Raw genomic sequence first — 22,872 nt, forward strand, 5'->3', positions numbered from 1 at the left:
GCGTACGGGCGCTTCGTCGCGCGGGAATCAGGCGAATGCGAGGAATCCGGAGGTGCTGGAGGGTGCTCTCAGCGGACCGGACAGATGGCGCTGGACATGCGGCCGAGGTCGACGTGCCGCCGACTCACCAAGGCAATTCCAGTTCCAGGCATGACGGAAGCCTGGCACGGCGATCTGGACACAGTCCAGCTTCATCCAAGATGCGGACACCCTTGTCTCGTACAGCGAGACAAGGGTGTTGTGGATCACAGGGGGAGCGGTGGCCGGTCAGGCGGGGAACGCTCCGGGCCAGGGTCCCGGAGGGGCCACCTCCGCCTCCTCCTCGACCTTGGTGTCGAACAGGCGGAAGCCGCGGCGCTGGTAGTTGTCCATCGCGAACTCGCCGTCCTTGCTGCACGTGTGCAGCCACACCCGCTTGGTCGTGGCCAGCCCCGGCCACCGGTCCGCCAGGTCCCAGGCACGGGCGGCGCCGTACGCGAGCAGGTGGCCGCCGATACGCCGGCCCCGGAAGGCCGGGATCAGGCCGAAGTACTCGATCTCCACGACCCCGTCGTCCCCCGGGGTCAGCTCCACGTACCCGGCGGGCGTGCCGTGGTCGTAGGCGACCCAGGTCTCCACGCCGGGCCGCTCCAGGTGCTCCTGCCACCGCGCGTAGCTCCAGCCCAGCCGGTCCGTCCAGCGGATGTCGCCGCCGACCGAGGCGTACAGGAAGCGGCTGAACTCGGGGGAGGGCACCCCGGCGCGGACGATCCGGACGTCCCCCTCCGGCGCGGCGGCCGGCAGCAGATCGGTCGGCGCCGTCTGCTCCAGGGACCAGGTGGTCACGGCGATGTTGGTCATGCCGGTCAGGGAATCATCCGGTCCGCGGATCTGTCGATCCCCGCCCGCCCCCGCACGGCCCGGGCCCGGTGCCCGTCAGTCGAGCGCGTCCTCGATCGAGGTCAGCGGCAGCGCGAACAGCATGCGGCCGGACTGGGACCAGACCTCACCGGTCTGCGCCCAGTACGACAGGGAGCCCGCCTGTCCGCTCCAGCACCGCTGCGAGCGGTCCGCCCCGCACTCCGTGGCCCGGGCGTCCTCCGTGTCCTGGCGCCACAGGGTCCCGCGCCCGTCGTGCCCGCCGGCCGCGCGTCCCAGGTACCAGTCGGACCGTGCCGCGCCGGCCGGGCGGTGCGAGAGTACGCCTCCGACCTCGGCCGCCCCGGTCTCGTACGCCTCCACCGCGTCGACATGTCCGGAGGGGTCGGTGGCCGGCAGTCCGGTGCGGGCCGGGTCCGTGCCGAACGCGTAGCGCCACAGCCGGGTGGGGCGGTCGTCGTCCGCCGGCACCCGCTCGCTCGCCACCAGGCTGGCGGGGACCGTGCCGCGGTCCAGGGAGATCGCGCCGGGGCGGGCGGCGCCGTCGGCGTCGGCGAGCCGGTACGAGGCGACGGCGGGCAGCACGTACGGGTGGCCGTCCGCCGCCCAGCCCCCGGGCACCCGCCCGACGGCGTCCGCGTCGGTGGTGGCGCGCTGGACCCGGTCCACGTCGTACACGTACAGCGCGTCGTTGTCCCCGGCACCGGTGGTGACCAGCAGCTTGTCCTGGTACCAGACCATGCCGGAGACGGGTGAGGCGAGCCCCCGGTAGTCGTGGCCGCCGTCGACCGGGACGGCGAGGAGCGCCGAGGTGTAGCTCAGGTGGTCGGGGTCGTCTGCGTCGACGAAGGAGACCCGGGCGAGGCCGCCCTCGGGTGTCCCGTCGTCGCGGGTCCAGGCGGACAGGATGACGCGGTGGGCGCCCCAGCGCCCGTCCTCGTCGGCGTCCCCGGAGGTGGTGACCGCGCCGGGCCGCCAGCCCTCGGTGTCGCCCTCCTCCCAGCAGTAGGCGCGGGTGGCCGCGGGGGAGACCGGCAGGTCTTCGCGGTCCCCGGCCGTGCAGTCGGCGGCGTCGCGCAGCGTGTGGTCGGCGGAGCCGAGGACGGCGTCGACGCCCACCGGTTCGCCCATCGCGGTGGCGAGCCGGTCGAGCCAGGGCGACGGCACGCGGTGCTCCGTCAGCCGCAGCGCGTCGGTCTCGGCGGCGGAGGTGAGGGGCTTGAGAGCGCCGGGGTCGTCGGCAACCGTGGCCTGCGAGGCGCTGATCAGCGTGGCGGCACCCGTCAGTGCGAGGGCGGCCCCCGTCAGGGCCGCGCGCAGCGCCCTGCCCCGCCTGCGTCGGCGGTGTCTGCCGCGCTGCTTCATAGAACCTCCACGGACACCGGACCAACTGGGCTCGACGGTGGCCACGTTGACCGAGGAGCGGATGGGGCGGTCCGTAGAGGATGCTACGACAGAGGGACGGGTTCGCGGACGCGGACGATGCAAATATGCGAAAACGTGCCGTCTTTCCGGCCATCCCGGACGGCCCGGCCCGGCTCGCGCCCCTGAAGGAGCCCGCGGCCGTTCAGGGCGCCGGCAGCGACGCCCTGCGTTCCGCCACCGCCGGTGCCGTCGAGTGGGGGAGCAGGTCGCGCGGGTCGTCCGGGAGGACCACCTCGATCTCCGCGTCTTCGCAGAAACGATACGGCCGGTGCTCCAGGTAGGCCCCGAGGTACCTCCGCACCCGCGACATCTCGGCCCGTACCGTCACCGTGCGGGCCGGATCGCCGAACACGTCCTCGGCCAGCCCCGACGCGCTGCGGCCGGCGGGATGGACGGCCAGCAGGTACAGTAACTCGGCATGCCGGGGGCTCAGTTCCCGGGCCCACGCCTCCGCGCCGCCCAGCACCCGGACCGACCAGCGGCGCGGCTGCCCGAGGTCCAGCACGATCCGGACGGCGCCCTGCGGCACCGGCTCCTCGGCCGCCCGCACCAGCCAGCCCTCGCCCAGCGGCTCCAGGGTGCACGCCCCGAACGCCGGCAGCCACCTCGGCCCCGCCGTCGGGGACTTGGGCAGCGTCACCCGGTCCAGGTACGGCATCCCCGTCACCGCCGCCGTCCAGCCGTCGCGGTCCGTCACCAGTGCCCGACCGCCGAGCCGGGCCAGCACCGGCGCGGCCACCGCACGCAGCCGCTCCAGCGTCAGCACGTGCAGCTCGCGCAGCCGGGCCTCGGCGAGCTTGGCCACCGAGTCGACCCAGGCGAGCGTCGCCGGGTGCATCGTCTCCAGCGGCCCGCTCACGTCGACCACGCCGAGCAGCCGGCCGCTGCGCGGGTCGGTGATGGGCGCCCCGGCGCAGGTCCAGGTCGCCTGGGACCGAACGAAGTGCTCGGAGGCGAAGACCTGCACGGGCCGCCGGGTGACCGCCGGTGTCCCCACGCCGTTGGTGCCGACCACCTCCTCCCGCCAGTCCGCCCCGAGTTCGAAGCCGAGACCGTCGGCCTTGCGCAGCACCGGCGCGCTGCCCTCCCGCCACAGCACCCGGCCCTCGTCGTCGGCGACCACCATGATGTGGTGCGCGACGTCCGCGACCGACAGCAGACCCTCCCGCAGCACCGGCAGCACATGCCGCAGCCCCGAGGCCGCCCGCCGTCGCTGCACCTCTTCGGGGGCCAGCAGCCCGGAGCGGAAGTCGTGCTCGGGATCGACGCCGCTGCGCAGCATCCGCTCCCAGGACTGCTCGATCACCGGACGCGGCGCCACCGGAGCCCGTCCGCCCGAGAGTTTCGCGGAACGGACCTGGTCGAGCATCCGCGCCGCACGCGCCGTGTCGACGGCGGCGAACTGCGTCACGTCCATCGGCGAGAGAGCCACTGGTCCCCGTCCTCCCGGAAGCCGGATTTCGGATACTCGGATGTTCGGATGTTCGTCTGATACTCACCGCTTGCCCGTGGCACGAGGACACAGTCCGCACACAGTCGGCAGCAAGTTGCAACCCCCTGCAACCCTGGTGGACGGCCGTACCGGTGTCCAAACTTGAACCACGTCGCCCCGAGCGGCGCACGCGGCCTGAATCAGGCCGGTGTGGCGGGGGTGGTGCCGTGTCGGCGCAGCACCACCCCCGCGCCACCCGGTGGGATCAGGCCACTGCCGGCGGCCGGGCCCGCTCCACCACCGACGCCAGGTCCAGCGTGGGCGGCAGCGTGCCGAAGGCCGCGCCCCCGTCACTGCCCAGCCGCGCGGCGCAGAACGCGTCGGCGACCTCCGGCGGCGCGTACCGGACCAGCAGCGCGCCCTGGAGCACCAGCGCCAGCCGCTCCGCCAGCCGCCGCGCCCGCCCCTCGGCGGCCCCCAGATCCGCCAGCTCCGTCAGCAGACCCCTGATCGCCGCGTCCAGCCGGTGATCGGCGCCGCGCGCCAGACCCACCTCCGTCAGATACGCGTCCAGCGCCAGCGGCTCCCGCCCGAGCGCCCGCAGGACGTCCAGCGCCTGCACGTTGCCGGCGCCCTCCCAGATCGAGTTAAGCGGCGACTCGCGCACCAGCCGGGGCATCCCGGACTCCTCCACGTACCCGTTGCCGCCCAGGCACTCGGCGGCCTCCACCGCCACCGGCGCACACCGCTTGGTCACCCAGTACTTGGCCACCGGCACCGCGATCCGCAGCAGCGCACGCTCCCGCTCGTCGCCGCCCTCGGCGGCGTCGTAGGCCGCCGCCAGCCGCACCGCGAGCGTGGTGGCCGCCTCCGACTCGATCGCGAGGTCCGCGAGGACGTTGCGCATCAGCGGCTGGTCGACCAGCTTCGCGCCGAAGGCCTCCCGGTAGGCGCAGTGGTGCACCGCCTGCGCGACGGCCTGCCGCATCAGACCCGCCGACCCCAGCACGCAGTCGAGCCGGGTCGCCGCCACCATGCCGATGACGGTGCGCACCCCGCTCCCCTCCTCGCCGACCCGGCGCGCCCAGGTCCCGGCGAACTCGACCTCGGCGGAGGCGTTGGACCGGTTGCCCAGCTTGTCCTTGAGCCGCTGGATCAGGAACACGTTGCGGGTGCCGTCCGCCAGTACACGCGGCACCAGGAAGCAGGTCAGCCCTCCCGGTGCCCGCGCCAGCACCAGGAAGCCGTCCGACATCGGCGCCGAGCAGAACCACTTGTGCCCGGTCAGCTCGTACGCGCCGTCCTCGGCCAGCGGGCGCGCCGAGGTGGTGTTCGCCCGTACGTCGCTGCCGCCCTGCTTCTCCGTCATGCCCATCCCGAACAGGGCTCCGGCCTTCAGGTGGGCGGGCCGCAGCTCCCGCTCGTACACGCGGGAGGCCAGCCGCGGCTCCCACTCCGCCGCGAGCCCCGGGTCGGCGCGCAGGGCCGGCACCGCCGCGTGGGTCATCGACAGCGGGCAGCAGTTCCCGGCCTCGACCTGGGTCCACATGAGGAAGGCGGCGGCACGCCGCACGTGCCCGCCCGGCCGGGACCAGGCCGCGGTCAGGCCCGCCGAGACGCCCTTGCCCAGCAGTCGGTGCCAGGCCGGGTGGAAGCCGACCTCGTCGACACGGTTGCCGTAGCGGTCGTGGGTGCGCAGGACCGGCGGATTCTCGTTGGCCTGCGCGCCCCACTCCTGGGTCTGGACCGATCCGCAGCTGCGGCCGAGACCCGACAGCTCCTCCAGCGCCTCCTCGTGCAGCCCGGGTGCCAGATGCCGCTCGACCGCGGCCGTCAGGGCCCGGTCGGCGGTGAAGACGTCGTAGCCGACCAGCGGCGGCGCCTGATTCGTCACGGTGTGGGTACTGCCTGCCATGACCGTGAACCTACCGTGCCGGGGACCGGCGAGGAGCCGGCACCGGCCGGTGGACGTCCGCGGATGAGTGCGACCCCCCGTGACGGATACCTTTAGGTCGTGCAGCCAGCAAGTGAATCCCCTGAACGGCCCTCCGGCCGGCTCCATCGCGCCCGGGTCCTGTACCGGAACGTCTCCAAACGCAGGACCGCCTGGCTGCTGCTCAAGGACACGGTCAACTCGTGCATGGAGTACCGCATCCTCGGCCTGGCTGCCGAGGCCGCGTTCTTCACGCTGCTGTCGGTGCCGCCCCTGCTGCTGAGCGTCATCGGCCTGCTCGGCTACGTCGACCTGTGGATCGGCGCCGACACCACGGAGAGCCTGCGCACCAGCATCCTGGACGCCTCCCGCGCGGTGCTCTCCGAGCAGGGCGTCAAGCAGATCACCGAGCCGATCCTGGACGACGTGATGAAGGGCGGCCGGCCCGACGTCATCTCCCTCGGCTTCCTGTTCGCCCTGTGGTCGGGCTCCCGCGCGGTGAACGTCTTCATCGACACCATCACCGTGATGTACGGCCTCGACGGCGTCCGGGGGATCGTCAAGACCCGCCTGATGGCCTTCCTGCTGTTCCTGGTGGCCCTGCTGATCGGGTCGATCGCGCTGCCGCTGATGGTGGCCGGTCCGGACGCCGTGGTGCGGATCGTGCCCTGGTCGACGACGGTCGTCCAGGTGCTCTACTGGCCGGTCGTCATCATCCTGTCCATCGCATTCCTGACCACGCTGTACCACGTCTCCGTGCCCGTGCGGTCCCCGTGGATCGAGGACGTGCCCGGCGCGCTGGTCGCCCTCGCCATGTGGGTGCTCGGCAGCTTCCTGCTGCGCATCTACCTCACCAACACCGTCGAGGGCCCCACCATCTACGGCTCGCTCGCCGCGCCCGTCGCCGTGCTGCTGTGGATCGGCGTGTCCGCGTTCGCCGTGCTCGTCGGGGCCGCGGTCAACGCCGCCATCGACCGGGTCTGGCCGGCCGCCGCCACCGCGGCCGCCCGCGAGGCCAACGAGCGGCTGCGCCAGGCCCAGGTCGCCGAGTACGTGGCCCGCGCCGCCGCGAACGGCGAGACGGACCCCGACATGCCCTCCGAGTTCCCGGAACGCTGGTCCCGCTTCCTGCCCCCGGAGGACGTCACGTCCCGCCTGCGCACCCACGTGAAGAACACGCCGCCCGCGAACCACAACAAGCCCGAGGCCTCCTGACCGGGCCTCCCTAGGGCCGGACGGCCGGACGGGTCCGGGGCGCCGACGGTGGCGGCGCTCGCCGCCGGGACCGGGTCTTCGCGCCGCGCTCGCCCGGCGCTTCACCGACCTGGGGGGCGACCCCCCGATGGGGTACCTCACCGGCCGGCGCCCCGCCCTCGCCGCCGACCGGCTGCGCGACACCGAGGACACGCTCGGCGCGATCGCCCGCCAGGTCGGCCACGGCAGCGCGTACGCCCTGTTCACGGCCTTCGAACGGGTGTGCGGCATCAGCCCGCAGGAGCACCGGACACCGGCGTAGCCTGGCAGGCGTGTACGCGGAACGGGCGTCCCGGCTGACCGGCGCGGTGGTGTGGACCAACACCCCGACCGCGCCCGGCGGCTCGGGGCGCGTCCTGCCGGACGGCTGCATGGACCTGCTCTGGCACGACGGCCGGCTGCTCGTCGCGGGCCCCGACACCCGCGCCCACGTCACCGAGGGCGCCCCCGGCCCCTGGGCGGGCGTCCGCTTCTACCCCGGCACCGCGCCCGCCCTCCTCGGCGTCCCCGCCCACGAACTGCGCGACCGGCGTGTCGAACTCGCCGACCTCTGGCCGGCCTCCCGGGTGCGGCGGCTGACCGCGCGGGTGCACGCGTCCCCCGACCCGGCGAGCGGCCTGGAGGAGGCGGCGCTGTCCCGGGCGGCCGACACCGAGCCCGCCGACCCGATGCTGCGCCGGATCGTGACCGCCCTCGACGCCGGCCGCCCGGTGGCCGACACCGCCGACGAACTCGGCATCGGAGCCCGTCGGCTGCACCGCCGCTCACTGGCCGCCTTCGGTTACGGTCCCAAGACGCTGGCCCGGGTACTGCGGTTGCAGCGCGCCCTCGCCCTGGCCCGCGCCGGCACGCCCCTCGCCGAGACGGCCGTCCGGTCCGGTTACGCGGACCAGGCCCACCTGACGCGGGACGTGCGGCAGTTGGCGGGCGTGTCGCCCGGGGAACTACTCGGCCGGCGTGGGTAGCGGCGCGAACAGGTCGACGCCGTGGCCGTCCGGGTCGTTCACGACGGCATACCGCTGCCCCCAGACGGCGTCCCAGGGCTTGAGTTCGCCGTGGCACCCGGCGCCGGTCAGCTCCTCGTAGAGCGCGTCGACTTCCGCGGGTGTATCGCACAGCAGAGCGAGCGAATGCCGCCCACCACCGGCGGGTGGCTGCCACCCGGGCATGAAGGAACGGACGGACTCCTCGGTGTCGAGCAGCAGCCGGATCCCGCCCGGCAACTCGGCTTCGGCGTGCGGCTGGTCCCCGGCGCCCTCGGGGAACGCGAAACCGAGCCGACGGTAGAAGGTCACGGACGCGGCCATGTCGGAGACGACGAGGCCGATGGCGTTGAATCGTGCGGTCATGGGGCCACCGTAGGCAGGGCGTGCGGGGCGGTCTTGAAGGAATCGGACACGCGGGAACGGGCCCGCGAGGGGGCCAGAGGTGACCGTGCCTCAGAAGCCCCTCAAGTCACTTGAACCGCACAGGCCACGGCAACGATCATGTCTCCATGTTCGGACGCGGCAGACAACCGGAACTCAACGTCCTCGTCCTGCGCGACGCGGACGTCCTGGCCCACGGCATCCGTCAGGCGCTCGCCGAGGCGACGCCCGAGCAGCGACCCGGGCTGGAACACGCCGCCGCCCTGGTCGAGCAGGCCGCCGCGGCCTCCGACGCGGAGCTGCGCGCCCGCTGGGTCCACGAGCGCTTCGCCATGGCCGGCTACCAGGGCCCCGCGGACTCCGTGCGGGCCGTCAAGGTCCTCCGCGAGGCGGCACCCGGCCTCAGCCTGCTCTCGGCCGTCCAGCTGACGAAGGACGCCGCGGCGCACCGCCCCTGACCCGGAGGCCCTGCCGTCCGGGCCGCCCTCATGGCGGGCCGAGCGACACCGGCCCCCGCGGCGTGTCCACTGTGCAGCACAGGCCCGTCGGACCGACGCTGAGCGGGAGCGCCGTGCCGAGCGCGGACAGCGGCGGGCGGATCCCGGCAGGGTCGGGGGCGGTCGCGGTGAGGGCCAGCAGGGGAGTGACGGGCAGGCCTGCCGAGGGGTGGGGCGTGGTGCCCCAGTCGATGAGGAAGGGCACCAGACCGGAAGGGTGGACGCCGTCGGTCAGGCGCCACTCCAGGAGCGTGCCGTCGGGTCGGCGGCGGCTCATCGGGCGTACCGCGCCCGGGTCGTGGCCGCGCGCCCTGGCCGCCAGCACGGCCGCGTCCAGATCGGGCGGGCGGATTGCCCAGGACACGAACCGCGGGGCGGTGAGCCGCTCGAACCATGAGGGGCGCGGGCCGTCCGGCGGGGACCGGTCCGGGTCGGGGCCGATGATCTCCAGGTAGCCGGTGCCGCACAGCCCGACCAGGTGGTTGCGGGTGCCCAGGCCGAGGTGCGAACCGCCGGGCGCGGGGGCGACACCGGTGCGCCGGGTGAAGTCGGCGACCGTCGCCGCGAGATCGGGAGTCGCCAGGACCAGGTGGTCCAGCAGGGCGGGGAGGGCGTTCATCGCGGCCGAGCGTAAGCGGCCCGGCCCGGCTGTGGAACACCTGTGCGGCAGGATGGCCGCATGATTCGTCCCACGCGCGTCCTGCCGGTGCTGCTGCTGGCCCCGCTGCTGCTCACCGCCTGCGGCTCCGAGAAGGCGGACGCCGACCCCGCGGCCGGCACCTCCGCGAGCGCGGCCGAGGCCGCCGGCCAGGGCGAACTCGACGCCCGCGCACAGGCGCTGGGCATCGCGTCCGAGCTGGTCTACGTCACCGAGGCCCCCGGCTTCACCCTGGCCCAGCCGTCCGTCGGCGTACTCGGCGACGACGGTTTCACCGCCACCTGGGTCGCCGGCGAGAGCGGCGCCCAACTGCGCCTCGCCGTCGACCGGGGCTCGATCACGGCCGCCACCTGCCCCGACCAGCCGGTCGGCGACATGTCCGACGAGCGCACGACGTGCGAGCGCGACGGCGACGTCTGGTACCGCACCGGCGCCGGGCGACACGAGTACGCCGTGCCCGAGGCGGGCCACGTCGTGCGCGTCTCCGGCGAGACGGACGCCGTACCGCGCGACGTCCTGCGCGAGGCCGCCCTGGCCGCCCACCGCCCCGACGCCTCCGAGGCCGCCGGCCTCCTGCCCTCCGCCGAACCCGCGCCCAGCGCACCGGTGGAGCGCGGCGACCTGCCCTCGTTCGGCGACGGGGCGCCCGACAACAGCGTGGATGTCGGTGGCTGACCCGGCCCCACCGGCCGTCCCGGCCGTCCAGGGTCGGCGCCATGGCCCCCCGAGTGCTGCGCGCCGACGCCTCGGACCTCGACGTCGCGCTGGGGGAGGGGTCCGGACTGCTGACGATCCCCGGGCCGGCGCATCCGCTCGCCGAGGAGCCCGGCTCTGTGCCGCCCCGTGGCGCCTCGGACGCGAGGGCTGTCACCGAAGCCCTGACGGGCGGTCGCCGGCCGTTACTCCTCGAAGGTGGCGACGGTTTCGAGACCGGCGTGCCGCAGGGTCCGGTGGACGGCCGGGCGGGCTCCGCGGACGGTGATGGCGGCCGGTTCCGGGGCCCGGGTGACCGCCCGTAGCAGCGCGTAGGCGCAGGCCAGGTCGATGTGGTGGAGGTCGCTCATCTCCAGGGTCCACGTGCCGGGCTGCCGCAGACGGTGGTCGAGGAGGAGTTCCTCCAGTACGCGCAGTGCGTGGGCGTCCAGGTCGCCGGAGAAGGCCAGCACGGCGTGCCGCCCGTCGGCCTCGGCGATCCTCACGGAGGCGGACTGGCTCGGGCGATGAGGGTCGACGGTCACGACGGCCTCCTCGGCAGCACATGGCGGGCGTGCGTGTCCTCCATTGTCCCTCAAGCCTCGCCGAACAGGTCGTCCGGAATAGATCCGCTCGCCGTGCCGCTGTGACATGAGCAGTGCATCAGTGCGGCGAAGGGCTGGTGAGCGCGCTATGGCAGGCCGGACGGACCCAGTGGTCAGTACGCCCTACGGGGCCGTACGCGGCAGGTACGAGCACGGGATCGCGGTGTTCCGGGGCATCCCGTACGCGGCGCCCCCCTTCGGCCCTCGCCGGTTCCGGCCGCCCGTGCCGCCCGAGCCCTGGGACGGAGTACGCGACGCGGGCTCCTTCGGCCCCACGGCGCCGAAACCGCCGTACTCCGAGGCCTTCGCCCAGTACCTCTCGGACCCGGCGATCCCCGGCGACGACTGCCTCAATCTCAACGTCTGGACCCCGGAGCCGGGCCCCGGCGCCCGCCTGCCCGTCCTGGTGTGGCTGCACGGCGGCGCCCTGACCAGGGGCTCCTCCGCCGTGCCCGTCTACGACGGTCGCACCTTCGCCCGGGACGGCGTGGTCTGCGTGTCGGTCAACTACCGGCTGGGCGTCGAGGGCTACGGACTGTTCCCGGACGCCCCCGCCAACGCCGGCCTGCGCGACCAGCTCGCCGCCCTGGAGTGGGTGCGGGCGTCGGTCGAGGCCTTCGGCGGCGACCCCGACCGGGTCACCCTCGCCGGGCAGTCCGCCGGAGCCATCAGCACCGGCGCCCTGCTCGCCGCCCCGCGGGCCCAGGGGCTGTTCCGGCGGGCCGTGCTGCAGAGCGGCGCCCCGGAAGCCGCCGACCGCGACAAGGTGCGGCGCATGGTCCGCCGTATGGCCTCCCGCCTCAAGATCCCCGCCACCGCGGAGGCCTTCGCCGCCGCCGACCGGGGCGAGCTGCTGCGGGCCCAGTCCGAGGTGGGGCGGTTCAGCAGCCCGGTGCTCGGCGGACCCGCCTTCGGGATCGTCGTCGACGGAGACGTGCTTCCCCGCGACCCGCTGGAGGCCCTCGTCGAGGGCGGGGCGGCACCCGGCGTCGACCTGATGATGGGCTGGACCCGCGACGAGTACCGGCTGTGGCTGGTGCCCGGCGGCCTCCTCGAACGCGTCGACCGGCTCGGCGCGGTCGCCCTCGCCGGTGCGCGCGCCCGCGTCCACTGCGGCAACGAGGTCGTACGCGGCTACCGCGCCGTGCACGCCGGTGCCGCCGAGACCGTCGGCCAGCTGGTCACCGACCACCTGCTCCGCATCCCGATGCACCGCCTGGCCGACGCCCGACCGGGATCGTCGTACGTCTACGAGTTCGCCTGGCCGTCCGGACTGCCCGACCTCGGCGCCTGCCACGCCCTGGAACTGGGCTTCGTCTTCGACTCCGGGGACACGCCCGATGCGCGCAGGCTCGCGGGCGAGGGTGCTCCGCGGGAGCTGGCCGACGCGATGCACGGGGCGTGGGTGCGGTTCGCGGAGTCCGGGGACCCGGGCTGGACGGCGTGGGACGCCACGCATCCCGTGCGGGTCTTCGGCGACGGCGCCCCGCACACGGCGTACGGGCCGCGCGACGCCGAGTTCGACCTGTGGCAGGCCGACGTCACCATGCGAGGAATGCGGTCCAGGCGGCTGGTTCGACGGTGATGTGGGGGGCGGTGCGGGTGTTTGGGTTGTTGGCGGTCTTGGAGTCGCGGATGTGGACGGCGGTGGGGTGCGTGGCGACTTCTACGCAGTTGCCGCCGTCGCTGCCGCTGTGGCTGGACTTGCGCCACTCGTAGGCGACTTCGAGGCATTCGCCGCCTTCGCTGCCGCTGTAGCTCGACTTGAACCACTCAAGCGCGGTGCCGCTACTCATGCTTCTCCCAGGAGACGGTCCAACAAGTCCCTCGTATCCTCCGTGTTGAGGGCCTGCGTCCGCAGCATCGCATACTTCTGGGTCAGGATCCCCACCCCGTCGGGGTCGGCGATCAGTTGGCTGCCGCGGTGAGTTTCCATGTATGCGAGCCGCTGGTAGTCGGGCGTTTCCAGGAGGACGAAGGGGCCGTCCAGCCCTGCGTGTGAGGTGCGGCCGAGTGGCAGGACTTGGAGGGTGATGCCGGGCACGTCCGCGCACTCACGCAGTTTCCGAACCTGCTCGGCGTGCACTTCGTTCCCGCCCAGGCGGTCCCGCAGTACAGCTTCCCAGACGACGAAGCTGACGGTGGGCGGCACCTTGCGGTGGAGGATCTCCTGGCGCTCCATTCGCCGTGACACGAGTTGCTCGATCTCGTCCGTGTCGTAAACGGGTACACGGCTGTGGAAGACGGCTCGCGCGTACCCCTCCGTCTGGAGCTGGCCGGGCACGGCCAGGCTCGCGTAGGCGGAGATCGCAATAGCCTCCCGCTCCCGATCCAGATACTCCTCCGCCCACAACGGAACCAGATCCACCTCCGGCATCCTGCTCAACGCAGTGGACAACGCCCCCTTGGTCTCCAGGAGTTCGTCGAGCTGCTCGGCGAGATCCGGCTTCAGCGGGCGTCTGCCCTGTTCGATCGACGCGATCTGCTGCTCGCCGATGACGAACCGCTCGCCCAGCGACCTCTGCGTGTGTCCGGCGGCCTGGCGGTAGAGGGCGAGCAGCGCCCCCACCATCTTCATCGCGGAGGCGTTCCTCCGTGTCGTCGTGCCCATGAGGTCGAACTCCCCACCCGCGCCCGTACGTTCACCATCGCGCACCCGTACAGACCGGCTGTACGGCAGTGCGCTCTGTCTCATCATGGCCACGGAGCGTGACCCTCGTCACGTGAACAAGGAAACTCGACCCCCGTCCCCACGTGAACGCCTCTACCGCCGGGAACGCCGGTCCGTCCCCGCCGCGAGGGCGTTCACGCGCGAGGCGCTCGCCGAGTGGGGAGTGCGTGAGCGCGCGGACGACGTGGTGCTGTGCGTCAGCGAACTGGCGACCAACGCCCTGGTGCACGGCGTACCGCCCGGCCGGGGCTTCCTGCTGCGCCTGCTGCCGTACGGCGACGGCGTCCGCGTCGAGGTGCACGACAGCGGGGACGGCGTGCCGGCCGTGCCGCAGGCGGACGTACGGGAGCCCGGAGAGGGCGGCCGCGGGCTGCTGCTGGTGTCGGAGCTGGCGGACAAGTGGGGCGTGGGGGAGCGGGGCCCCGGCAAGATCGTGTGGTGCGAGGTGGGTGTCGACCCGGGCGACGAGCGGTCGGCCCCCGCGGCCACCGGTCAGGCCGACGACAGTGCCGACGCGATCGACGTGATCGCGCCGGGGCCCACCCGACAGCACCCGCCGACCAGCCGGGCTCCGGCGGCCCGCCAGCCCCGCACCTGATCGGCGGTGAACGAGGAACGCCCCCGCCACGCCCGCGCCTCCGCGTCCCAGACCTCGCCGCTGTTGGGATAGGCGACGACCGGCTTGCCGGTGACCCGGGCGGCCGTCTCGACCGCGCCGGCCACATCCTCGGGGGCGCAGCAGTTGACGCCCACCGCGATCACTTCGTCCGCGTCCGCCGCCAGGGCGAAGGCGTCCTCCACCGGCTGGCCGGCGCGGGTACGGTCGCCCGCGATGGTGTACGACAACCAGGCCGGCACGCCGAGTCCGCGCACCGACCGCAGCAGTGCCGCCGCCTCGTCGGTGTCCGGCACCGTCTCCAGCGCGAGGACGTCGGGCCGGGCGGCGGCCAGGACCTCGAGGCGGGGCCGGTGGAAGCGCTCGAGCTCCCCGGTGCCGAGCCCGTACCGGCCCCGGTACTCGGAGCCGTCCGCGAGCATCGCCCCGTACGGGCCGGCCGACGCCGCCACCCACAGCGGACGCGTCACCCGGGCCCGGCGGGCGGCGTCCCGGGCCGACTCCACGCTGAGGACGAGTAGTTCGGCGGCCCGCTCCCGGCCGATGCCGCGCCGGGCGAAGCCCTCGAACGTGGCCTGGTAGCTGGAAGTGATCGCCACGTCCGCACCCGCTTCGAAGTAGGCGAGATGGGCCTCGGTGATCGCTCCGGGATCCTCGGCGAGCAGCCGGGCCGACCACAGTTCGTCGCTCAGGTCGTGCCCGGCGGACTCCAGCTGGTTGGACATCCCGCCGTCGAGTACGAGCGGGCCGGAGGCGAGGACGTCGGCGAAGTCGCTGGTCATGACACGAGGCTAGCCAGTCCACCCGGACGCGTCGCTCGGGTGGCGGCGTCGGACCCGTTGACCTCTCCATGCCACACCCTTACCTTTTCGACGTTCGTAATCACAGATGGTGTTCGATATGACGAACCAGTCGTGTCGTGCGCCCTGTCGAGAGGCAGCCCGCATGAGCCGCGCCGACGATCAGCCCGCACAGCCCGCAGCACCCGGTCGACGTCTGCTGTTGAAGGGAGCCGCGGTCGCGGGGGCCCTGGCGGCGGTCCCCGCCGCCCCCGCCGTCGCCTCCGCCGCGTCCGCCGCCCCCGGCAAGGCGGCGGCCCCGTACCTGAACCCGCTCGTCCGCAACCGCGCCGACCCGCACATCCGCCGGCACACCGACGGCTTCTACTACTTCACGGCGACCGCCCCCGAGTACGACCGCATCATCCTGCGCCGCTCCCGCACCCTGAACGGCCTCGCGACCGCCCACGAGTCCGTCATCTGGCGCAAGCACGCCACCGGCGACATGGGCGCGCACATCTGGGCGCCGGAAATGCACCGCGTCGGCGGCAAGTGGTACATCTACTTCGCCGCCGCGCCCGCCGAGCGCGTCTGGGACATCCGCATCTGGGTCCTGGAGAACTCCCACCCCAACCCCTTCCGCGGCACCTGGGTGGAGCGGGGCCAGGTGAAGACGGCCTGGGAGACCTTCTCCCTCGACGCCACCACCTTCAGCCACCGCGGCACCCGCTACCTCGCCTGGGCCCAGTACGAGCCCGGCATGGACAACAACACCGCCCTATGGCTGTCGGAGATGGCGAACCCCTGGACGCTGAAGGGCCCGCAGATACGGCTCTCCACGCCCGAGTACGACTGGGAGTGCGTCGGCTTCAAGGTCAACGAGGGCGCCTCCGTCATCGCCCGCAACGGCCGCCTGTTCATGACCTACTCGGCCAGCGCCACCGACGCCAACTACTGCATGGGCCTGCTGACCGTCGACGCGGACGCCGACCTGATGGACCCCGCGAACTGGTCGAAGTCACCGACCCCGGTCTTCACCAGCAACGACACCACCGGTCAGTACGGTCCCGGCCACAACTGCTTCACCGTCGACCGGGACGGCCGCACCGACGTCCTCGTCTACCACGCCCGCCAGTACAAGGAGATCGACGGCGACCCGCTGAACGACCCCAACCGGCACACCCGCGTCCAGAGACTCGGCTGGAAGGCGGACGGCACCCCGGACTTCGGCGTCCCGGTCGCCGACACGGCGAGGGGACGGGCGTGAGACGCTCCGCCGCCACACTGGCGGTGGCCGTCACGCTGGCCGCCGGTGCCCTGACGGTCGTACCCGCTCAGGCCCGGGCCCAGGACCAGGCACCGGACCGGCCCTCCGGGATGGCCAACTGCACGACTGCGGCCTGCCACTTCGACGTCCCGCCGGGCACGTACGACGTGAAGGTGCTGCTCGGCGGCGAGGACGCCGCCCGTACCGCCATCGGCGGCGAGAGCAGGCGGGCCCTGCTTCCCGAGACCGCCACGGCGGCCGGCGAGCGGATCGCCCGCAGCTTCACCGTGGACGTCCGCACACCCGAGGGCGAGCCCACCGGGCCCGACGGCAGCCCGGGCCTGGACCTGACGATCGGCGGGTCGGCGCCCGCCCTGGCCGGTATCAGGGTGACCCCGGCCCGGCACGCGCGGCAGGTCATCCTCGTCGGGGACTCCACGGTCTGCGACCAGCCGGGGGAGCCGTACTCCGGCTGGGGCCAGCAACTGCCGCGGTACCTCCGCAAGGGCCTGTCCGTCGCCAACCACGCCGACTCCGGGGACAGCACGGTCAGTTACCTGGCCGATCAGCGGCTCTGGGGTACCGTCCGGTCGCGGATCCACCCGGGTGACCTGGTGCTCGTCCAACTCGCGCACAACGACAAGACGACCGACGGCGCCACCTACCGGGCCAACCTTCAGGCGCTGGTGGCGGGTGTGCGGGAGCAGGGCGGCCGGCCCGTCCTCGTGACACCGGTCGTGCGCCGCTGGTTCAACGCCGACGGCACCCTCGACAACGACACCGCGCTGCTCGTCAACGGTCTCGGCGTCGACCACCCGGCCGTCGTCCGCTCGGTCGCCGCCGCCGAGGACGTGCCGCTGATCGACCTGACCGCGAAGACGAAGGCGCTCGTGGAGTCCCTGGGCGTGGAGGGCTCCAAGGCCCTCTACCTCTACGACGAGAAGCGGGACAACACCCACACCTCCGCGCACGGCGCCACCGTCTACGCGGGCCTGGTCCGGGACGGGCTCGTCGACCAGCACCTGGTGCCGCCCGGTGCCGTACGGGTGGGGGTCAGCTCTGCAGTCGGCGCCGCATCTGCGACAGACGCCGGTCGAAACGGAGGTTGAACCAGGTCAGCCAGCCCATGGCCGCCACCGCGAGGGCGAGGGTCCAGCTCCCGGCGGTGACGGAGCCGGAGACGAACCACAGGATCGACGTCCCGAAGAAGATGACGGCCAGGAGCGGGAACGCCCACCAGCGGTTGCGCCGCAGCCGCCGCTGACGGGAGTCGACCAGCGCCGCCATGGTCTGCCGGCGACGCGGATCCTCGGGAGGCGGCCCGCCCTTGAGGATCCGCCGTTCCATGGCGGGCACGTCGTCCGGCTGCGCACCGGTGTCCCGGGAGTCCTGCCGACGGCGGCGGCGTACCAGGAACACGATCCACAGGCTCATCAGGGTCGCACTGATCAGGGCGTACAGCCACGCGTCGAAACCGTCCACGATCAATCGGAAGGTCAGGTTCGCGGCCAGTGCGACCAGGCCGATGACCGACAGCCTGTCTCGCCAACGCCTTCCGGTGAATTCGTCGTGCCGCTCAGGTGTTCTCATGCTCACCTCTCGGTGGTCGGGCCTGGTCGTGACGCCGCGTGAGCGTCCAGGTACCCGCCCGAAAGGCGAGAACACTTCGGCCGGCACCGAACCAACCGGCCCATAGCGTGCGGGACATGAACGACACGATCACCGCCACTCCCGCCACTCCCGCCACTCCCGCCACTCCCGCCACTCCCGCCACGGTCACCACCGGCACGCCCGCCGACGCCGTCACCGGCATGGTCGACCACGTCCTGGCCCTGGCCGCCACCTGGACCCACTGGGACGGGCGGCCCGCGCACGTCGACGACCGCGTCTACACCCCGCACAAGGCGATCCGGCGCGTCGCCGACCACATGGTCGACCACCTCGCGGAGCTGGAGGCGCGGTTGGCCGGAGAGGAGACGCAGCCCGACCACTGGCACGCCTCCACGGTCACCACGGACGCGGACCGCGCCCCCTTCACACAGGAGGACCTCGACGAGGCCCGCAGCCGCCTCACCCGGCTCGCCCGGATCTGGGCCAACCGCCTCGACGCGCTCACCGACGAGCAGCTCGACCACTCGCCCGGCGAGGGCTGGAGCTTCCGCGAACTCGCCGTGCACCTCACGGAATCCGCGTACTACGCCGACGCGGTGGGTGACCTGTCGTGACCGCCTTCGCCGACCTCCACCGCGCCGGCGAGCCCCTGCTGCTGCCGTGCGCCTGGGACCACGCCTCCGCGTTCGCCCTCGCCGGGCAGGGCTTCCGGGCGGTCGGCACGACCAGCCTGGGTGTCGCGGCGGCTGGCGGGCTGCCCGACGGGGCGTCGGCGACCCGCGACGAGACGCTGCGGCTGGCCCTCGCCCTGGGATCGGGGCCGTTCCTGCTGTCCGTCGACGCGGAGGACGGCTTCAGCGACGACCCCGACGAGGTGGGGGAGTTCGCGCGGCAACTGGCTGCGGTCGGAGCCGTCGGCGTCAATCTGGAGGACGGCCTCGGACCCGTCGGCCGGCACGCGGCGAAGATCGCCGCGGTCAGGTCGGCGGCTCCCGGCCTGTTCGTCAACGCCCGTACGGACACGTACTGGCTCGGGGACCACGACGGCGACGGCGAGGGCCGCGTCGCCGAGACGATGCGGCGCCTCGACGCCTACCGCGAGGCCGGCGCGGACGGCGTCTTCGTCCCCGGCCTCACCGACCCCGGCCGGATCGCGGCCCTGGTCGCCCACTTCGACGTCCCGCTCAACATCCTCTACTCGCCCACCGGTCCGGCCCTCCCGCACCTCGCCGACCTCGGCGTGGGCCGGGTCAGCCTCGGCTCGCTGCTGTACCGGCGGGCACTGGGCGCCGTCCTGGAGACGGCGGCCGACATCCGCGCGGGCCGGGAAGTGCGGGGCGCGGCACCGGCGTACGACGAGGTGCGGGCGCTGAGCCGGGGGCATGAGGGCCCCGGATAGGGTCACGGCATGTCGAACGAGTATCCAGCCGCACCGGGTCCCGACGGGCGGACCACCGCCGACGGGCAGCCCACCGGGCCCCAGGGCGGCCCGTACGGACCCCCGCCGGGGACCACTCCGCCGGGCGCCCACCCCGCACCGCCCGCCCTCGGCGCCCCGGGAGGATCCGGCGCTCCCGGCGGGTACCCCGCGCCCGGCGGGTACGGCGGCCAGGCCGGGTACGGCGCCCCGGACTCCTACGGTGCGCCCGGCGGCTACGGCGCTCCCGGCGCGTACGGCGGTGCTCCTGGTGCGTACGGCGGCGCTCCCGGCGGGTACACGGGCGCCCCGTACCCCTACGCCCCCGTGCCGCCGCCGACCATGCCGGGCAGTGTGCGCGCCGCGCAGATCCTGATCTGGGTGATGGCGGGGCTGGTGATGCTGGTCGTGGTCATCTGGGGAGCCGGCGTCGGCGCGGAGGACGCGGGCCGGCTCTTCGCCACGAACCTGATGGGTTGGGTGCTGTTCGTCCTCGCCTTCAGGTACGGCACGGGCGGCAACGGTGTGCGGGTCGCGTCCATCGTGCTGGCGAGCGTGCAGATCGTGATGTCGCTCGGTGGGATCGCCCAGGGGAACGGGGGCGGCGGCCTCCCGCTGTTCGGTGCGATCGCCATCGTGGTCCTGCTCAACCAGGGTGCCGCGGCGCGGTGGTTCAAGCGCCCGCGCGCGGGCGGGCTGCCGTACGGTCAGTGACCGCGGGCGCCGTCCGTGTCCCGGGGCCAGTTCGCCAGCGCCACGTGCAGGGCGTCGACAGCCTTGTCCCAGGACGCCTGTACGTCGCGCGGGGCGCCGAAGCCGCCGGTGGCCTCCAGGGCGCAGTAGCCGTGGAAGGTGCTGCGCAGCAGGCGTACCGCGTCGGTGAGGTCGGGTTCGGTCAGGCCGTAGGCACGGAGCATGCCGTAGGTGATCTCGGCGGTGCGGCGCAGGGCGGGGGAGTCGGCGACGAGGGACTGGTCGACGCGGATCTGGGTCGCGGCGTAGCGGCCGGGGTGGCGCAGGGCGTACGCCCGGTAGGCGCCCGCGAAAGCGGCCAGCGCCTCCTTCCCGGCCCGGCCGGCCACCGCCGCCGCGATCTCGTCGATCAGTTCGCCGCCGGCCAGCAGCGCGACCCGCACGCGCAGGTCCTGGAGGTTTTTGACGTGCGTGTAGAGGCTGGCGTCCTTCACCCCGAAGCGCCGGGCGAGCGCCGAGACGGTGACGCTCTCGAACCCGGTCGCGTCGGCGAGGTCGGCGGCGGCCGCGACGACGCGGTCGGTTGTAAGACCCGCTCGGGGCATGGGCCACCTTCCCGGATTCCTAGGACTCCTAGGTTTCATGCTAGGGCAGGCCGGGCGGCAGCCGGGGCTCACCTCTGAGTCGTTAAACGTTCATCTTCTGCCTCGATTCTCCTCACAGCCGCGCACGGCGGCGGTATCCAGGAGGACTTCATGGGGCACGGTCACGGACACGGGCACACGCACGGCCATCACCACCACGGACACGCACACACGCACGACCACGAGCACGAGGCCGCACAGCCCCTGCCCGCCGCCTTCGACACCAGCGTTCCCGACGAGGCCCTGAGCCCCGAACAGCAGTCGCGCCGCGGCCTGCTGCACCGCGCCGGCCTGCTCGGCGCCGGACTCGCCGCCGGCACCGTCCTCGCCCAGACCGCGACCGCCGCCCCCGCACAGGCCGCGAGCGACGGCCGCCGCAAGAAGGGCTTCCTCTGGCTCGCCGGCGACCACCACATCCACACCCAGTACAGCAGCGACGGCAAGTACCGCGTCGTCGACCAGGTACGCCAGGGCGCCCGGCACGGCATGGACTGGCTGGTCATCACCGACCACGGCAGCGTCACGCACGCCAAGATCGGCGTGGAGAAGGTCAACCCGGACATCCGCGAGGCCCGCGACGCCCACGAGGACACCCTCGTCTTCCAGGGCCTGGAGTGGAACATCCCGGCCGCCGAGCACGGCACCGTCTTCGTCCACCCCGGCAAGAACGAGGTCTCCGTCCTCAAGCAGTTCGAGACCGACTACGACGGCAGCGTCAAGGGCGCCGGCGACTCCACGCCCGCCAACGAGGCCCTCGCCGTCGCCGGGCTCTCCTTCCTCGCCGACCAGGTCAAGCGACGCAAGGTCAAGGACGCCCTGATGCTCGCCAACCATCCGGCGCGCAAGGGCATCGACTCGCCGCACGAGATCCGTGCCTGGCGCGACGCCACCTCCGAGCGCCACCAGATCGCCGTCGGCTTCGAGGGCGCCCCCGGCCACCAGGCGGCCGGTCTGCCGAAGCCGCTCGGCATGGGCCGCGCCCGCGGCATCTACGACGGCAGCCCGGGCGCCAACTCCTTCCCCGGCTACCCGCTGGAGAGCTACCGCACCTGGGGCGGCTTCGACTGGATGACCGCCACCGTCGGCGGCCTGTGGGACAGCCTCATCGCCGAGGGCCGCCCCTGGTGGATCACCGCCAACTCCGACTCCCACCAGGTGTACGCCGACACCGCCGCCCGCGGCGGCGGCGACTTCAACGCCAACGGCCGCTACGACGACCCCGTCTACGCCGGGCGGATCGACGTCACCCAGGGCGACTTCTGGCCCGGCCAGTACAGCCGCACCCACGTCGGCTCCGACGGCTTCTCCTACGCCGCCGTCATGGACGGCATCCGCGCCGGACGCGTCTGGGTCGACCACGGGCAGCTCATCAGCGGCCTCGACGTCCGCGTGTCGGGCGGTGGCCGCTGGGCGACGCTCGGCGGCGCCCTGCACGTCCGCAAGGGCACACGGGTCACCCTGTCGATGGACGTGGCCCTGGCCGGCGGCCCCAACTGGGCGGGGTTCACCCCGAAGCTGGCCCGGGTCGACGTCATCCAGGGCGACGTGACCGGCACGGTCGCCGACAAGGACACCTTCACCGCGCCGACGGCCCGGGTGGTCAAGTCGTACGAGGTGAACAAGGACACCGGCACCGTCCGGCTCACCTACGATCTCGGCCGCGTCGACCACCCCGTCTACCTCCGCACGCGCGGCACCGACGGCAACCGGTCCGCCGTCGGCGCCCTGGGCGCGAAGGTCGACCCGGCGGGCCCCGCCATCGACGTCGTCGGCGACGCCGACCCGTGGCGCGACCTGTGGTTCTACTCCAACCCGGTGTGGATCCTGCCGTCGTGACGCCGCCCTCCGCGCCGTACGCCATCGGCATCGACACCGACGCGACGACGCTGCGCGAGGCCGATCACCTGCTCCAGGCGCTCGCGGCCGAACTCGACCTCCCCGAGGGCGTCTTCGGCTGCACGCACCTGGTGCGGGACGGCCGTCCGCGCGTCGCCCTGTCGCTCGCGACGGAGGCCGTGGCGGCGGAGCCGGTCCTGCGCACCGCCCGGGACCGGCTCACCGCCCTGGGGTACGAGGTCCGCGACGGCGCCCCGGACGAGGTCGGCCGCGCCGTCCTCTACCCGGGCGCGGGCGCCCTCACCGGCACGCTGACGCTCGCGGAACTGCTCGCGCGCTCCGCGATCGACCGGGTGACGGTACTGGGCACGCCGGACGAACCGGCCCCGGACGCCCGGCTGGTCACCCGGGAACACGTCCGCCCCCAGTGGCACGACGGCCGCCTCGTCCTGGCCGCCATGCCCGCCGCGGGCGGCACCCTGGTGCCGTTCGAGGACCCCGACCCGACGCCGTGCTGCGCGGACCACTGACCCGTCCGCGCGGCCGTCCTCACCTGGGCGGCGGAGCGGCGCGGCACCACGTCGGTCGCCCTGGCGGCCGGCGCCCGCGGCGTGCT

Annotated in this window: 25 protein-coding genes and 2 pseudogenes; 14 read left to right on the forward strand and 13 right to left on the reverse strand. The window is 73.6% G+C overall.

Annotated elements, in window-relative coordinates; genetic code table 11:
- Positions 1-68 precede the first annotated feature (68 nt).
- From ACFW48_RS35230 to ACFW48_RS35250, 5 genes are all read right to left on the reverse strand, one after another.
- Positions 69-152, reverse strand: a complete 84-nt coding sequence (locus tag ACFW48_RS35230; protein ID WP_351391960.1) for a putative leader peptide — start codon at positions 150-152, stop codon at positions 69-71.
- 115 nt (positions 153-267) lie between these two features.
- The gene (locus ACFW48_RS35235; protein WP_386322220.1) at positions 268-840 is read right to left on the reverse strand and encodes a GNAT family N-acetyltransferase; all 573 of its coding nucleotides are present in this window, start codon (positions 838-840) and stop codon (positions 268-270) included.
- Positions 841-915: 75 nt separating this feature from the next.
- A complete protein-coding gene (locus ACFW48_RS35240; protein ID WP_386322222.1) occupies positions 916-2,223 on the reverse strand; it encodes a hypothetical protein in 1,308 nt (435 codons plus the stop codon).
- Between the two features lie 202 nt (positions 2,224-2,425).
- Entirely contained in the window at positions 2,426-3,715 is a 1,290-nt protein-coding gene (locus tag ACFW48_RS35245; protein WP_386322224.1) for a GAF domain-containing protein, read from the reverse strand.
- Positions 3,716-3,980: 265 nt separating this feature from the next.
- Entirely contained in the window at positions 3,981-5,630 is a 1,650-nt protein-coding gene (locus ACFW48_RS35250) for an acyl-CoA dehydrogenase family protein (protein ID WP_386322226.1), read from the reverse strand.
- A gap of 99 nt (positions 5,631-5,729) precedes the next feature.
- Between ACFW48_RS35250 and ACFW48_RS35255 the strand changes: the two genes are divergently transcribed.
- The 3 genes and pseudogenes from ACFW48_RS35255 to ACFW48_RS35265 all read left to right on the forward strand — a co-directional run bounded on the left by ACFW48_RS35255 (position 5,730) and on the right by ACFW48_RS35265 (position 7,867).
- The gene (locus tag ACFW48_RS35255) at positions 5,730-6,863 is read left to right on the forward strand and encodes a YihY/virulence factor BrkB family protein (RefSeq protein WP_386322228.1); all 1,134 of its coding nucleotides are present in this window, start codon (positions 5,730-5,732) and stop codon (positions 6,861-6,863) included.
- 45 nt (positions 6,864-6,908) lie between these two features.
- Positions 6,909-7,164: pseudogene (locus ACFW48_RS35260) on the forward strand (helix-turn-helix domain-containing protein); the annotation flags it as partial.
- A gap of 10 nt (positions 7,165-7,174) precedes the next feature.
- Entirely contained in the window at positions 7,175-7,867 is a 693-nt protein-coding gene (locus tag ACFW48_RS35265; protein WP_386322230.1) for a helix-turn-helix domain-containing protein, read from the forward strand.
- Here ACFW48_RS35265 and ACFW48_RS35270 read toward each other — a convergent pair.
- Positions 7,847-8,251, reverse strand: a complete 405-nt coding sequence (locus ACFW48_RS35270; protein WP_386322232.1) for a VOC family protein — start codon at positions 8,249-8,251, stop codon at positions 7,847-7,849. The genes ACFW48_RS35265 and ACFW48_RS35270 overlap by 21 nt on opposite strands.
- A 146-nt stretch (positions 8,252-8,397) precedes the next feature.
- On the opposite strand from ACFW48_RS35270, the gene ACFW48_RS35275 reads away from it, so the two are divergent.
- Positions 8,398-8,727 carry a hypothetical protein gene (locus ACFW48_RS35275; RefSeq protein ID WP_386322234.1) on the forward strand — a complete coding sequence of 110 codons (330 nt, stop codon included), beginning with the start codon at positions 8,398-8,400 and terminating at the stop codon, positions 8,725-8,727.
- Between the two features lie 28 nt (positions 8,728-8,755).
- On the opposite strand, the gene ACFW48_RS35280 is transcribed toward ACFW48_RS35275, so the two are convergent.
- Positions 8,756-9,385: a VOC family protein gene (locus tag ACFW48_RS35280; protein ID WP_386322236.1), complete on the reverse strand. Its 630-nt coding sequence runs from the start codon at positions 9,383-9,385 to the stop codon at positions 8,756-8,758.
- Positions 9,386-9,445: 60 nt separating this feature from the next.
- Between ACFW48_RS35280 and ACFW48_RS35285 the strand changes: the two genes are divergently transcribed.
- Positions 9,446-10,099 carry a hypothetical protein gene (locus tag ACFW48_RS35285; RefSeq protein WP_386322238.1) on the forward strand — a complete coding sequence of 218 codons (654 nt, stop codon included), beginning with the start codon at positions 9,446-9,448 and terminating at the stop codon, positions 10,097-10,099.
- Positions 10,100-10,323: 224 nt separating this feature from the next.
- Here the strand turns inward: ACFW48_RS35285 and ACFW48_RS35290 are convergent, their stop codons facing one another.
- A complete protein-coding gene (locus ACFW48_RS35290; protein ID WP_386322240.1) occupies positions 10,324-10,662 on the reverse strand; it encodes an STAS domain-containing protein in 339 nt (112 codons plus the stop codon).
- 148 nt (positions 10,663-10,810) lie between these two features.
- Here ACFW48_RS35290 and ACFW48_RS35295 point away from each other — a divergent pair, with 148 nt between their 5' ends.
- Complete coding sequence (locus ACFW48_RS35295) at positions 10,811-12,307, forward strand: carboxylesterase/lipase family protein (RefSeq protein ID WP_386322242.1); 1,497 nt, start codon at positions 10,811-10,813, stop codon at positions 12,305-12,307.
- Here ACFW48_RS35295 and ACFW48_RS35300 read toward each other — a convergent pair.
- Both ACFW48_RS35300 and ACFW48_RS35305 read right to left on the reverse strand, forming a co-directional pair.
- Positions 12,264-12,518: a DUF397 domain-containing protein gene (locus ACFW48_RS35300; RefSeq protein ID WP_386322244.1), complete on the reverse strand. Its 255-nt coding sequence runs from the start codon at positions 12,516-12,518 to the stop codon at positions 12,264-12,266. The two genes, ACFW48_RS35295 and ACFW48_RS35300, sit on opposite strands and share 44 nt — an antisense overlap.
- Positions 12,515-13,333 carry a helix-turn-helix domain-containing protein gene (locus ACFW48_RS35305; RefSeq protein ID WP_386322246.1) on the reverse strand — a complete coding sequence of 273 codons (819 nt, stop codon included), beginning with the start codon at positions 13,331-13,333 and terminating at the stop codon, positions 12,515-12,517. Before ACFW48_RS35305 ends, ACFW48_RS35300 begins: the two co-directional genes overlap by 4 nt.
- 85 nt (positions 13,334-13,418) lie before the next feature.
- Between ACFW48_RS35305 and ACFW48_RS35310 the strand changes: the two are divergent.
- Positions 13,419-13,859, forward strand: a pseudogene (locus tag ACFW48_RS35310) (ATP-binding protein); the annotation flags it as partial.
- Between the two features lie 26 nt (positions 13,860-13,885).
- On the opposite strand, the gene mmuM reads toward ACFW48_RS35310, so the two are convergent.
- Entirely contained in the window at positions 13,886-14,791 is a 906-nt protein-coding gene (mmuM, locus tag ACFW48_RS35315) for a homocysteine S-methyltransferase (RefSeq protein ID WP_386322248.1), read from the reverse strand.
- Positions 14,792-14,954: 163 nt separating this feature from the next.
- On the opposite strand from mmuM, the gene ACFW48_RS35320 reads away from it, so the two are divergent.
- Together ACFW48_RS35320 and ACFW48_RS35325 are read left to right on the forward strand one after the other, a co-directional pair.
- Positions 14,955-16,055, forward strand: coding sequence for a family 43 glycosylhydrolase (locus ACFW48_RS35320; RefSeq protein WP_386322250.1), 1,101 nt, complete (start codon positions 14,955-14,957; stop codon positions 16,053-16,055).
- The gene (locus ACFW48_RS35325; protein ID WP_386322252.1) at positions 16,052-17,164 is read left to right on the forward strand and encodes a rhamnogalacturonan acetylesterase; all 1,113 of its coding nucleotides are present in this window, start codon (positions 16,052-16,054) and stop codon (positions 17,162-17,164) included. The genes ACFW48_RS35320 and ACFW48_RS35325 overlap by 4 nt, the downstream gene beginning before the upstream one ends.
- Here ACFW48_RS35325 and ACFW48_RS35330 read toward each other — a convergent pair.
- The gene (locus tag ACFW48_RS35330) at positions 17,109-17,645 is read right to left on the reverse strand and encodes a hypothetical protein (RefSeq protein ID WP_386322254.1); all 537 of its coding nucleotides are present in this window, start codon (positions 17,643-17,645) and stop codon (positions 17,109-17,111) included. The genes ACFW48_RS35325 and ACFW48_RS35330 overlap by 56 nt on opposite strands.
- Positions 17,646-17,752: 107 nt before the next feature.
- Between ACFW48_RS35330 and ACFW48_RS35335 the strand changes: the two genes are divergently transcribed.
- The 3 genes from ACFW48_RS35335 to ACFW48_RS35345 are packed head-to-tail and all read left to right on the forward strand — an operon-like array spanning position 17,753 to position 19,797.
- The gene (locus ACFW48_RS35335) at positions 17,753-18,280 is read left to right on the forward strand and encodes a hypothetical protein (RefSeq protein ID WP_386322256.1); all 528 of its coding nucleotides are present in this window, start codon (positions 17,753-17,755) and stop codon (positions 18,278-18,280) included.
- Positions 18,277-19,065 (forward strand): isocitrate lyase/phosphoenolpyruvate mutase family protein, encoded by a 789-nt coding sequence (locus tag ACFW48_RS35340; protein WP_386322257.1) that lies wholly within the window; start codon positions 18,277-18,279, stop codon positions 19,063-19,065. The genes ACFW48_RS35335 and ACFW48_RS35340 overlap by 4 nt, the downstream gene beginning before the upstream one ends.
- A gap of 9 nt (positions 19,066-19,074) precedes the next feature.
- Positions 19,075-19,797, forward strand: coding sequence for a hypothetical protein (locus ACFW48_RS35345; protein WP_386322259.1), 723 nt, complete (start codon positions 19,075-19,077; stop codon positions 19,795-19,797).
- On the opposite strand, the gene ACFW48_RS35350 is transcribed toward ACFW48_RS35345, so the two are convergent.
- Positions 19,791-20,381 carry a TetR/AcrR family transcriptional regulator gene (locus ACFW48_RS35350; RefSeq protein WP_386322261.1) on the reverse strand — a complete coding sequence of 197 codons (591 nt, stop codon included), beginning with the start codon at positions 20,379-20,381 and terminating at the stop codon, positions 19,791-19,793. The genes ACFW48_RS35345 and ACFW48_RS35350 overlap by 7 nt on opposite strands.
- A gap of 150 nt (positions 20,382-20,531) precedes the next feature.
- On the opposite strand from ACFW48_RS35350, the gene ACFW48_RS35355 reads away from it, so the two are divergent.
- Positions 20,532-22,256: a PHP domain-containing protein gene (locus tag ACFW48_RS35355; RefSeq protein ID WP_386322263.1), complete on the forward strand. Its 1,725-nt coding sequence runs from the start codon at positions 20,532-20,534 to the stop codon at positions 22,254-22,256.
- Positions 22,253-22,786 (forward strand): hypothetical protein, encoded by a 534-nt coding sequence (locus ACFW48_RS35360; RefSeq protein ID WP_386322265.1) that lies wholly within the window; start codon positions 22,253-22,255, stop codon positions 22,784-22,786. The genes ACFW48_RS35355 and ACFW48_RS35360 overlap by 4 nt, the downstream gene beginning before the upstream one ends.
- The last annotated feature ends 86 nt before the right edge of the window (positions 22,787-22,872 follow it).

Origin of the sequence: Streptomyces sp. NPDC058812 (assembly GCF_042744565.1) — a bacterium.
Classification (GTDB): Bacteria; Actinomycetota; Actinomycetes; order Streptomycetales; family Streptomycetaceae; genus Streptomyces; species Streptomyces thinghirensis.

Bases quoted from the DNA above. Each gene is read 5' to 3' on its own strand.
- ACFW48_RS35295 (WP_386322242.1), top strand. From the start codon at position 10,811: ATGGCAGGCCGGACGGACCCAGTGGTCAGTACGCCCTACGGGGCCGTA.
- ACFW48_RS35305 (WP_386322246.1), bottom strand. From the start codon at position 13,333: ATGGGCACGACGACACGGAGGAACGCCTCCGCGATGAAGATGGTGGGG.
- ACFW48_RS35235 (WP_386322220.1), bottom strand. From the start codon at position 840: ATGACCAACATCGCCGTGACCACCTGGTCCCTGGAGCAGACGGCGCCG.
- ACFW48_RS35350 (WP_386322261.1), bottom strand. From the start codon at position 20,381: ATGCCCCGAGCGGGTCTTACAACCGACCGCGTCGTCGCGGCCGCCGCC.
- ACFW48_RS35285 (WP_386322238.1), top strand. From the start codon at position 9,446: ATGATTCGTCCCACGCGCGTCCTGCCGGTGCTGCTGCTGGCCCCGCTG.
- mmuM (WP_386322248.1), bottom strand. From the start codon at position 14,791: ATGACCAGCGACTTCGCCGACGTCCTCGCCTCCGGCCCGCTCGTACTC.
- ACFW48_RS35345 (WP_386322259.1), top strand. From the start codon at position 19,075: ATGTCGAACGAGTATCCAGCCGCACCGGGTCCCGACGGGCGGACCACC.
- ACFW48_RS35275 (WP_386322234.1), top strand. From the start codon at position 8,398: ATGTTCGGACGCGGCAGACAACCGGAACTCAACGTCCTCGTCCTGCGC.
- ACFW48_RS35280 (WP_386322236.1), bottom strand. From the start codon at position 9,385: ATGAACGCCCTCCCCGCCCTGCTGGACCACCTGGTCCTGGCGACTCCC.
- ACFW48_RS35240 (WP_386322222.1), bottom strand. From the start codon at position 2,223: ATGAAGCAGCGCGGCAGACACCGCCGACGCAGGCGGGGCAGGGCGCTG.
- ACFW48_RS35270 (WP_386322232.1), bottom strand. From the start codon at position 8,251: ATGACCGCACGATTCAACGCCATCGGCCTCGTCGTCTCCGACATGGCC.
- ACFW48_RS35250 (WP_386322226.1), bottom strand. From the start codon at position 5,630: ATGGCAGGCAGTACCCACACCGTGACGAATCAGGCGCCGCCGCTGGTC.
- ACFW48_RS35355 (WP_386322263.1), top strand. From the start codon at position 20,532: ATGGGGCACGGTCACGGACACGGGCACACGCACGGCCATCACCACCAC.
- ACFW48_RS35300 (WP_386322244.1), bottom strand. From the start codon at position 12,518: ATGAGTAGCGGCACCGCGCTTGAGTGGTTCAAGTCGAGCTACAGCGGC.
- ACFW48_RS35230 (WP_351391960.1), bottom strand. From the start codon at position 152: ATGCCTGGAACTGGAATTGCCTTGGTGAGTCGGCGGCACGTCGACCTC.
- ACFW48_RS35330 (WP_386322254.1), bottom strand. From the start codon at position 17,645: ATGAGAACACCTGAGCGGCACGACGAATTCACCGGAAGGCGTTGGCGA.
- ACFW48_RS35320 (WP_386322250.1), top strand. From the start codon at position 14,955: ATGAGCCGCGCCGACGATCAGCCCGCACAGCCCGCAGCACCCGGTCGA.